This is a genomic window from Ruegeria sp. AM9 (assembly GCF_056540565.1).
The window spans coordinates 46,097-56,831 of sequence record NZ_JBQFWY010000016.1; the positions used below are offsets into that span (position 1 = coordinate 46,097).

Annotated in this window: 8 protein-coding genes; 1 reads left to right on the top strand and 7 read right to left on the bottom strand. The window is 48.9% G+C overall.

Annotation, left to right across the window (positions count from 1 at the left end; translation table 11 throughout):
- Positions 1-281: 281 nt before the first annotated feature.
- The 4 genes from ACR0DO_RS18050 to ACR0DO_RS18065 form a co-directional block, all read right to left on the bottom strand.
- Positions 282-1,289: a hypothetical protein gene (locus ACR0DO_RS18050; RefSeq protein ID WP_480560894.1), complete on the bottom strand. Its 1,008-nt coding sequence runs from the start codon at positions 1,287-1,289 to the stop codon at positions 282-284.
- Between the two features lie 188 nt (positions 1,290-1,477).
- Positions 1,478-2,926 (bottom strand): NAD(P)/FAD-dependent oxidoreductase, encoded by a 1,449-nt coding sequence (locus ACR0DO_RS18055; protein WP_480560896.1) that lies wholly within the window; start codon positions 2,924-2,926, stop codon positions 1,478-1,480.
- A 286-nt stretch (positions 2,927-3,212) separates the two neighbouring features.
- A complete protein-coding gene (locus ACR0DO_RS18060) occupies positions 3,213-4,151 on the bottom strand; it encodes a hypothetical protein (protein WP_480560898.1) in 939 nt (312 codons plus the stop codon).
- A 331-nt stretch (positions 4,152-4,482) separates the two neighbouring features.
- A complete protein-coding gene (locus ACR0DO_RS18065; RefSeq protein WP_480560899.1) occupies positions 4,483-5,559 on the bottom strand; it encodes a DegT/DnrJ/EryC1/StrS family aminotransferase in 1,077 nt (358 codons plus the stop codon).
- A gap of 590 nt (positions 5,560-6,149) precedes the next feature.
- Here ACR0DO_RS18065 and ACR0DO_RS18070 point away from each other — a divergent pair.
- Positions 6,150-6,863, top strand: a complete 714-nt coding sequence (locus tag ACR0DO_RS18070) for a WbqC family protein (protein ID WP_480560900.1) — start codon at positions 6,150-6,152, stop codon at positions 6,861-6,863.
- A 184-nt stretch (positions 6,864-7,047) separates the two neighbouring features.
- On the opposite strand, the gene ACR0DO_RS18075 is transcribed toward ACR0DO_RS18070, so the two are convergent.
- The 3 genes from ACR0DO_RS18075 to ACR0DO_RS18085 all read right to left on the bottom strand — a co-directional run.
- Entirely contained in the window at positions 7,048-7,830 is a 783-nt protein-coding gene (locus tag ACR0DO_RS18075; RefSeq protein ID WP_480560901.1) for a histidine phosphatase family protein, read from the bottom strand.
- 483 nt (positions 7,831-8,313) lie between these two features.
- Complete coding sequence (locus tag ACR0DO_RS18080; RefSeq protein ID WP_480560902.1) at positions 8,314-9,459, bottom strand: glycosyltransferase family 4 protein; 1,146 nt, start codon at positions 9,457-9,459, stop codon at positions 8,314-8,316.
- 556 nt (positions 9,460-10,015) lie between these two features.
- A partial coding sequence (locus ACR0DO_RS18085) for a calcium-binding protein (RefSeq protein ID WP_480560903.1) occupies positions 10,016-10,735 on the bottom strand: 720 nt, incomplete at its 5' end.

The window sequence follows — 10,735 nt, forward strand, 5'->3', positions numbered from 1 at the left end:
GAAAGCCGTCAGGAAGGTGGGGTTGGAACACCGCTTACCGTCGATCAAGCACGCCTATGAGATGGGTACATCGGAATTACATCGACCAGCATCATCTTGGTCAGCCACCGCGCTGACCACGAACCGAAGCATGTACCAGAAGGATCTCACCCATAGGCCATGACAGAAAGCAGGCCGGCCACGAATAAAGAAAAGCCACATCGCCTTGGCGGATCAATTATTCTGCGCAAAACAGCTTGACTGGGATGGTCCCGTTACCGAAGTCCAGAACCTAAGCCGGTTCATTCGCAAGCGCCTCCGTTATGGCTCTCTATTCCAAATTGCCTTCCGTAGATTTCATCATATTGCTCTTCGCTAATGTCCGCGTCTCTTCGCACGATCCAGGCATCGTCTCTCACCAGTGCATATAGGGGGACCGGCTGGTAGCCAAAAGACTTCTTGTTTGTAAAAGCACCTCTAAGTCCGTTCAGCTCCGAGAGATTTAGCTGCAACGACAGTTCTTTTCCAATACTGAGCATATCGAAATAAACGGCCTTCGATATGTAGTTATCATCCTTTTTAACAGAGCCGCCAAAGTAGTGGATCATCTCCTGGGAATTGTAGACAATCGTATAGACAGCCACGATGGCTCCGTCATGCGTTACTTGGCGAATAAGCAAGTTCTCATGCTCAGAGAAGTACTCCAAAATCTCACCTAACAAGTGCTCCGCGTTGTACCACGCCGAGAGCTTGCCACGCTGTGAGAAGTAGCGGCAGTGTGCCTCCATTACATCAAAAAACTTTGGCTTGAAATCTTCATGTGAAACGGTTTCGAACTCGTAGCTCTCCATGTGTCTGAGAACTCGCCTGTGAGACCAACGCTTCTTTCCGGAGAGGGAAGCTAAGAACGTTTCCTGATCGTAGTTTTGCACATTACTTAAATGCCACTCCGGCTCAAAAGGAACATCGAAAACTCTATGTTCAACATTCAAATCTGTGAAGTAATCCCGATTTATTGGTAATAATCGAAATGCGTAGTCCCTTTTATTGAGATAACTCAGTACTTCATTTATCAATGCTGGATTGTCGGGTAAGGTGTTGCTCCAATTGTGTCGAGTGCCCCCGTAGAAGGTCACCAAATTATCCTTCAATACCAATGGGATGAGATCATTGTTGTCACGGAAGAACAGGTATTCCTCTGGCTGATAATGCTTGTTTAAAATCGCTTTATAGAGATAGTTATCAAGGATGGAGTTACTCAAACCAGATAACGCGGCCTCACAATCGGATCGTTTTGTTAAAAGCTCCATCTACTTTTCCAAAATATAGGGGCACGCGATCGATGTTTCCGGGAACTTATTAGCGGCTTCCCCAGGAAATCATAAATGCTCTGCTCCAGTTGAAGTGCATTCAGCTGACTGTCTGAAAATGGTTTCATGATAAACTTGTAGAGAGCACAGCACGATACCTCACCTTATTGATTGGCACCTGCCAAATGTCAGATCGTATGGCCATATTTGTACATATCGATCATGATCGGTGGGATCCCCCAATCGTGCGCGCCAACCTTATCGTGGATCTCTTCTACATCAGCCCGGAGGATGTCTTCAATTCTTTCAGGGAATCTGCCTTTGGGCGGAACGAAATCGTGTTGGTACATGGCGCCCAGTTGGTTCATAACGTTCCTTGAAATGGCGGCCTCACGGTCCATTTCCTTAATTACGTCGCGATCAGGGGCGAACCACTCGAACCGCTCGTCGACTTCATTTTCAAGCATCTGGTCGACAACGAGTTGCGAGATGACCGGGGCCATGTGGAAGCCATCGCGGTTGGTGCCGCTGATGATGGACAGGTTGGGAATCTGCGTCTTGCCAAGAAGCGGGTACGTGTCCTGTGCGATGGGGCGAGAGCCCACGTTCGTCCGGACCACCTCCGCCCGGTAGAAGTGACGATTGATCTGTTCCATCGCACTGCGCATCAAGCCTTCCAATGCGTACAAACGGACCGTGTTGTGCGGTTTTGGCATCATAATACTGGTCGCGCCGATAATGATGTGGTCCTTGGGCTCATTCGGCCCGAGGAAGTAGGGGACCGTATAAATACCGCATGCGAACCCTCTATTCACCGTTCGAATGCACTTGGAGTGAGGGTAATCGCTGCTCTTGATCTCCACCGACGAGCCAACATTGTGGAACACCGGCTGAACGTTTATCGGGACGTTGGTGCTGGCTCCCAGAATATCCGAAGTGGTAGCTCCTACCGCGAGGACAAAGTAGTCTGCGGGTAACGTATCGCCGTTGCCGAGCTTTGCGTCGACTACAGATGTCCTGTCGCCGACAAGCTGCTCCACCGTTGAGTTGATGAACTCGACGCGGGGATGCCTGTTCAGGATAGCTTCCAGTTTCTCCAGCATCAGGCGTGGATTGAACCAGCCCTCGTTATGAATCAGGATCGCCTGGGTCGCACGAAAGCGTTCCTCAGGGTGATAATTCGGGATCGACTTCGGATCGACGTATTCATACTGCTCATTGAAGTCATCGAGCGCCGAGATCATGGCGGCAAAATTCAGATCATCAACCTCGCTCATTGCGGTGTTGTTGACAACATAAGTGCCTTGGCCGAAACAGCCACCTCTGAAAACTTCACACTTCGAGCAGCCATACGGGATGTCATCGCCCGCCGCATCGATCAGTTCTCTCTCGAACTCGGGCCACATGCGTGTCGCCCAATGGCTGAGTTCAAATCGATACAGGTCCTTTTCGGACTCCAGCGCACCGACCTCTATCTCGGCGAACGAATTCTGCATCGCAGCTGCGGGCAGAGTAGCCGAATATTGCCGGGCTTCCGGACCAACGATGACAATGCTGTCGTTGGAACCCATCTGTTGGGTGAGCCTGAAGGCCGTGGACAGGCCTAGAATTCCATTACCCGCAACCAAATAGCGCATTGTAACTCCCTATAAAAACGCCGGAAATCAGAGCAATTGCCTGCCGGTTGTGAATTCAATGCAGCCTCAAATTACTATGCCGAAATGTACGGCTCACTCGCTACAGTCACACTCGGAAAATTGGACTTCTCTTGTGGCGCCGACCCGACAGTATTAGGACTTTTTTAAGGCTGTCTAGCTCTATTTTTCTAGGCCGCTGAACTAGGTTTCCTCTAGCGGGGCGCTAAGAACCGATCATCACAATTGCGCCTGCCCCACTCCAGCCAAGTTATTCTGATAAGACCTTTCAGTCCGAGAAACGTTTCCGGAGTCGTTCGACAAACGCTTCAAGCATTTCATCCTCACTTTCCTGCTCCTTGGAGAGCTGCTCGAATAGCATGCCCCGTGTTTCGAGCGCCCAGCCGATTTCCTCTTCGCCGTACGCTATTCCCCAACGATTGCTGGTTGGTCTGTTGGTAAATTCGCTGTGTAATGCTTTGTCCGGCTGCGGAACCACAACCGGAATGCAACCACACATCGCCGCGTATGTCAGGTATTGCGTAAATGGATCATGACTGTAGAGAACCTTTGTTTTGTTGAAAACTTCGGCCTTTTCTTCATGAGTCAAGTCATCAACGAGAATAGCATCATCGTCTTCAGGAACTTCCGAGAGGCCAGTGTGTCGACCCTTCCGGATCAGCCGGCAGGTACCGGAACGGTTAGAAAGCTTACGATCAAAGTACACGTCACTCCGGAGCCAAGTGACCCTGAGATGGTTCTCTTGGTCAATTCCAGCTACACCTTCTGCGAACCCAGGATTATAGAAATACGTAAGTTCATTAGAACCGAAGCGAATCTCTGGACGAAAGAACCCTGGTTTGTGGAGGAGCCAGCGCACGACACGCTTGCTTCTCAGTGGGTTGCCATCAACAGTTTCGGAATAAACGACGATTGCCTCTCTAAGTATTTTCTTGTCGGCTATTGGGGTCACAAAATCGGGATTGACGCGAAAGTTTCCCTGAGCCCTGACCGGTGCCATCTTGTTGCGACGCCATGTCTTCCATCTGGTGCGGATCTCGAATTTGGGAAACGGGGGATACTGATGCTGCATTGCTTTAGGGTAGACGTAAGCGTCTTCGCCCATGTGGTTGAGGCGATCCACAAGCCTATGAAGCACAATAGGCCCACCCCTTGTTTCGCTGAAGGCGTTTGCATAGACGACGATCGGGCGTTCAATTCTGCTCATCTTGTGCGTCTCTTACAGTTGGCTGGGCGGCTTGAAATGATGGCAATATCGATTGAAAGACCATCCAGATTGTTTCTGACTTCGGTTGCTGGGAACTGTATCATGTAGTCAAAACTAAACACTCTTCTCGCGAGCGCAAACCGTCCATATACCGATGATCAGGGGTCCGTAATTCATGTGGAATTCAATCCTAATTCTCTCTCGCCAGTGGAGCATCGGCAACCAAGCTCGCGTGCGAAGCATTGATTGTCTCGCGTAAATTCTAGAGACTTAATGATTTACTGTGTCACTCAAGGTTGTCTGTTTTTGAGAGAGCGACGCGAATCTTTGCTTAGTTTCCCCCATGCAAGAGTAACTTTTGCATTTCGTTTCGGATTTGCTCGTCAGTTATTTGTGCGACGTCTGCGTGAGTTGGAAAGTTGACCAATCGGTTGTAGATATCTCGGGACCGTGGTTTCGCGGCGAGCGGTTTGTAGTACTTCGCTAATACGATTGACTGCGAATTGTCGGTTCTTTCCGGCGCAATCTCTTGTTTTGCCAGAAAAGGCCAACTCGTTGCGATCGCCCAGCCATCGAACGGAAGGAGGGGGCTGAGTCCCACGCTTCCGGCAATCTCGATTACCCGTTGGGCCTGTTCCTGGTAAAGCGGCGCCCAATCGTGAAAGCGCTCGAGGCGGTCGAGGTGGAAAGCACAGGAAATGTCCGAAAGTTTGCCATTATTGAGCCAGCAGGCGGGTTGAGATGGCGCTGAGCCATAGACGAGAAGTGAGCGTAACTCCTCATATTCGTGCAGCGGGACAAGAGCCAGGCCGCCCTCTCCGACCCCGTAGGGTTTGGTGTGATGAAGACTGAAGCACTGCCACGGCCAGTCAGGAACCTGCGCATTCATTCCCGCAGCATTATCGAGTAAGAGCGCCTTTCCCGATTGCTTTGCAAAATCGATGTACGGCTGAAAGTTGCGGCAGATACCATGTGGATTTGTAACGATCACGCCATCATAGGAGTTGACATCGACGTTCTCCAAAGCCGTCAGGTCGAGCAGCCCAGTTTCATCACAGTCGAGAAAGGCGACATCAGAAAAATACCCCCGAGCCAAATTGCTGAAACTGAACGACGACACCAACCAACGAAGTCGACGCCCATTCTTCAATTCATGAAGTCGTGCCATCGCTTCTAACGCAATTCCACCATTGCTGCATGGGAAGAGCGCGCGATCCGACGGCAGGTTCATGTGTTGTCGGTATGCTTCAATCAACTGATGGAATAACGGACCCTCGTTGGCCCACTGGTTTCTTTCTTGGCAACTCGCCAGCAGCACGGAAATGCGCTCGAGATCCGGCGTCTTGCTTTCTATGAACGATACTTTCGGCTTCGGTTCCTGGGCGGAGACAGTGTCAATCTCGGCCACTGGTGTGGAATGAATCTGTTTCGTGTCTTTCTTCAAGCACCCATCGGGTCTGATGCTTTCTCGCCGGTCCGCGGATGTCATTGGCTCACTCCGAAATACTTGTATGTAGAAACCTTCGAGGCACTCTCGTCGCCTACAAATACCGTAGATCGATTAGTATCCATTGAGCCAACACTTGCAAAAAAAATCTGAAGAGTCCGGTATCCAAGCAAGCTGAGACCGTCAAGTTTTAGTACAGAGTGTATCGAAGCGTCCCGGCATTCCTGCAGCTCCAGCAGTCAATTGTGGATACACCATTGCATTGTTCTTGGTCAGTCAACGTTCGCAGCAACCGTTACCACACGACCCCGGCCAACCTTGAACCATCGCCGTTTACATCGGTCAGGCAGAATCCAACCTCAGACGCAGAACGGAAATAAGAGCACAAGCAATCTAGAGACACCGCTTGCTGCATCGGTAGAACGCAGCATAGATTGAAACACAGAGGTTCAGATCGCCCTGTATTTGTCACGCGCTATAGATCTCCATCAATGGGTGGCGGACAGCTGGCATGCTGATAGATTCGTTAGTTGATATGAGGAACTCCTAATTTGAATAATGATATTCTCGCCGTGATGCAGCCATATGTTTTTCCTTATATTGGCTATTTCAATTTAATGAAATGTTCTTCGCATTTTGTCCTGTACGATGACGTTAACTTCATTATGCGAGGCTGGGTGAATCGGAACAGGATACTGAGTAACGGCAGCCCTGTTACCTTTTCCATTCCGCTGTCAAAAAGCAGCCAAAATTCAATCATAAGAGAAGTGAGAGTTGCGGATTTAGAGCACTTTAAAAGAAAATTTCGGAGGACGTTAGAGCACTCTTATGCTAAGGCAAAGTATTTTGATGTCGGCATGGAGTATGTTGATAAAGTTCTCAACGGCGAAAAAGAAACAATAAGTGAGATAGCAAAGTTATCGATTACTTGCGCCGCTGACATGTTGGGGATTGATTGCAATATACATGAGTCATCAAAAAGCTTTTCTGACACTAAAGGAATGGAGCGTAGCGAAAGAATAATTTCTATCGCTGGAAGATTGAATTGTGATTCATATGTGAACCCCGCAGGTGGAGTTCTTTTGTATGATAAAGAGCACTTCAAGGCACATGGCGTAGATCTGAAATTCATAAAGCCGAATTTCATTCCTTATGAGCAGGCTTACTCCAAAGAGTTTGTTCCCGCCCTGTCAGTAATAGATTTGATGATGAACCAGTCGATCGATGAAATCAAAAATCATCTATGCAGTTACGAATTAACTTGATCCGGGTGAGGCGCCGCCAGTGCTCGAAACCCTACGAGGAAATGCCCAGTCCCGGAGGGCGAACCGGGGTAATCGGCTCGATCAAAACCGGCACAAACCCTGCACCTGAAAGATAAGGAGCGGGAAACTTACCTTCCCTTCTCAACTGCCGCAAAACCGAACGATCTGCCGTTACGTCTGGCGCTTAGCGTTCAAAAAACACCCGACTAAAGTGGTGATAGTTATGAAACTCATATTCAAATCTGAGGCCTTCGTCGGATTTACTCAATATGTAAAACCCCCCCTCTTCTAACCGGGGCGCGTTGGGGCAGTTATCATTAATAAACATCTCACATTCGATTACATTGTTATGACCTGATACAATCGTATTAGTTCCAGTTTCTACATCCAAGTTTTGGTAAAAATCGGTAAGTTGCTGTGTTCTGATATCAGATTTTTCAGTATAGGGGCCTTTGTGGAGGAGTCTTCTATGCTGAGAATCAAATCCCCCGAATGCCAACTCTGCTGTTTGCCTTGCTCGACACGAGACTGATGAAACAACATTGCCTATTGGTAAACCAATATAATCAATGTGCTCGCCAATAGCTTTTGCTTGCACTTTACCACGCTCGTTCAAACAAACAGCCTTGCCAAAATAATCATTTTCGGCGTACCGGCTCTCGTCCAGACCGTTTTGATGCATATCACTTTCTAAAGCGTCATACATCTGCACGTCTATCCATTTATCACGCTCAGCGTGACGAAAATGCAAAATGTAACCTCCATTTAAAATTTCTTTGGCCCAGTAAATATCAGCCTCTGAGGATTCATAATTGACATTTTCAGAGTTATTGCTGTTAGTTTTCGGCTTGAAAAAACCCTTAATCTTATTTCTTTTTTCATACAGATAAGCAGCCGAAGCAAATGTCGTTACAGACAAGAAAAGTATGGCCAGTATTGTCAATAGATATTGGAGTTTTTTATCCATGTCGATTCCACATTATATACAAATTTCTTATCTTATGCATGACATATTTACGTTGGAGGCAAGAAGCCAATGATACGACATCAGAACATTCAAGCAAATTTTGTCCATCTGGGGGCAACATTCATAACCAGGTCATGACAACAGCGGCCAAGGTGTATGCTGCGCAGAAAGGCCTTCGAGCACCTGTCGTAAAGGGTCGCGACGCTCAGCCACTCTCTGAGTTGATTGAAGCTGTTTTGATTTGTGGCGCCTGCAGTGACGTTTTTCGTCATTCGGGGTCAGAGCTTTACGGCTTCTGCTTGAAGGGGTGCAGGTTGCCCGCTGTCTTTAAGGTCTTCACGATACTGGCCTGCATCATATCCGCGCTCCACCAGCATGTATTTCAGAACCGTGAAGCGCGTAGCCAACAGAAAGATTGTGTCGGGAAACCGCTTACGTCAAATTACTCATAGTTTAGGTCCTGAAGCGTGCGGTCGGCCAAATTCATCTGTTCGCAATTTCGGATAGCGCCCGTCTTAGTCTTAATTTCCAATACTGAGCATTCAAAGAGACTGAGTTGGAAATACGATCTACTCGAGTGACTGGCACGGAAAAACCCTTTGGCGTCACGGATTCAATCAATTCGACCCAAGATGATAAGGAATGTTGCGGCGTATAATGCGATAAGACCGTCTTGCGCGCGGCTTTTCCTAAGACCTCACGCATAGATTTATTCTGTATCAGTTGAATAAGTGACGTTTCCCATTTGTCCGCGTCCGCCAATAGTCCGTTTTCGGAATGGCGTATAACAGACTTGTGCGGCGACGTTGGAGTAGCGACACTGACCACCTCACACGCTCCTGCTTCAATAAATTTTAACTCACTTTTAGCTTGGCAAAACGCCTGCTCTATCTCAAGTGGTATTAAATTAATATCTATACCTTCAAAGATACGTGGGTATTGCGCGTATGGCTTGAGCTCCTCACGGATCACTCTTTCACCAAACACTTCGAATTCTGCTGATATTTCAAGTGGCCCGACAATGAGCAACTTTGTCTGTGAAAGTTTTTTCAATACCTGCAAAAGTGCGTTCTTGATAACAGCAAAATTAGCGTCGTGGCTTTTGGAGCCCGGCAAATACGCAAGGGTTACACTTGCGCTCTTTCTTTTTTGTCTTTTCGTCACGACCTTTGAGCTAAGCTGCAAATACGCCTCGCTCAATGTATTTTTGACAACTTTTGTTTGCGGATGAAGCAAAGCAGCTTTATCAGCCAGAAATTGCGTGGACACGCTAACATGGTCACAGGCACTCATTGCCATTGAAAATGGTTGAGAACCAGCGCGATATTGTTTGGCTTTTTGCCCCTGCGCTAAATAATCGCTGCCTTCCTCGCTAAATATTAAATCATCTGTATCATAAATTAATGTTTTCCCACGCGCGCGCGCAGCTTTAATGAAGGCCCGCGTATAATCATCGTATGGAACCCGATGCAGAATGATCGCTTTTTCAGCAAGCGGCCGGGTATGGTAGATTGTATCCACTGAGACGCTATATCCTGCAGTACGCAGCGCTTCTGCCGGTTGTAAACACCGCAGTTGTGTCGTGCCGTGGGGCTTAATAGGGTACTTGCTAACAAACTGAATATCCATGGAGTTATGTAACCTATATTAGGGGGCTGGGATCAAATAAAAGTTCAACAGCCCAAGCTCAGGCTTCATTGATTTCCGAGCGGTTGCGTGCTTCACGGCTCGAACGCGGGCGGTGAACATGTCTGAAATTTTCTGGTTATCCGACGCCCAGATGGCACGTCTTGAACCCTATTTCCCGAAGCCTCATGGCGAGTTCTTAGCCCTCACAAGAACTTGTATAACAGCCGGAAGCGATGGAGTAACAAGCGTTGATGTAAACGCCGCAACCGCATCGAAATCATGTTCGGTCGACTGCAAGGAATGGCGGCGCATCGCGACGCGCAGATGCCCGAAGGTCTTCCTCTCGGCAATCACCCTGTGCTTTAAACCTGTTTGGTCTACGAACCAAATATTCATCACCAAATGAAGTGGTTTGACCAAGGTACAGTTGTGGATCGTTCGCTGTCTGACATCTGCATGACCCGTGGGTTGGAAGAGCGGCAAGTGTCCAAGATTTACTGACAACTAAAAACGCCCCCGAACTCAGGGGCGTTCTCATTTTGGAGTGCTGGGAAAGTCAGACGAGGAAATGGTTCTGTGTCAGATCTGACAACGTCGTATCTTCCAGAGTCAGCGTATTGCCCAAGCCGTCATCAATAATCACATCGCTGCCGGATTGCGAAATGTGGTTGTTCAACAGGTCGTCATAACTGGAAATCTCAGCCGTATATCGGAGGTCGATGAAATCCTCGCTGGTGAAATCCGTGACGGTATCTGGTCCGATGGTGAAAACAAACGTGTCCGCACCGGAACCTCCGGTCATAGTGTCGATGCCGCGCGCTCCGACGAGCGTGTCGTTGCCCTCGCCTCCGATCAATTCATCTTGGCCACGGCCGCCCCGCAGCATGTCATCGCCCGTGCCGCCCTGCAACCGGTCGGCACCCATGCCTGATTGCAGCCAGTCATTTCCGGTTGAACCTTTCAGCAGATCGGCCCCCTGACCGCCCAGAAGGGTATCGTTCCCACCGTAGCCGCTCAGGGTGTCATCGCCTGTATCGCCCATCAGCGTGTCGCTGCCGTTTCCTCCGCCAAGAATGTCGTCCCCATCACCACCGCTAAGTGCGCCAGCCTGGCCAGATTTCAGAATAAACCAATTATCCGATGCATCTCCGACTGTACCTGCGTTCACAGCCTCTTGGGTGGATTCACCTGGGTCCGGCGGCGCGACAGGGTCCGGATCAACAGTGGTGCCATCAGTTGGGTATGTAACGTCCGACCAATCTGGTCCAGCCAGGTT

Bases quoted from the DNA above. Each gene is read 5' to 3' on its own strand.
- ACR0DO_RS18050 (WP_480560894.1), bottom strand. From the start codon at position 1,289: ATGGAGCTTTTAACAAAACGATCCGATTGTGAGGCCGCGTTATCTGGT.
- ACR0DO_RS18055 (WP_480560896.1), bottom strand. From the start codon at position 2,926: ATGCGCTATTTGGTTGCGGGTAATGGAATTCTAGGCCTGTCCACGGCC.
- ACR0DO_RS18060 (WP_480560898.1), bottom strand. From the start codon at position 4,151: ATGAGCAGAATTGAACGCCCGATCGTCGTCTATGCAAACGCCTTCAGC.
- ACR0DO_RS18075 (WP_480560901.1), bottom strand. From the start codon at position 7,830: ATGGATAAAAAACTCCAATATCTATTGACAATACTGGCCATACTTTTC.
- ACR0DO_RS18080 (WP_480560902.1), bottom strand. From the start codon at position 9,459: ATGGATATTCAGTTTGTTAGCAAGTACCCTATTAAGCCCCACGGCACG.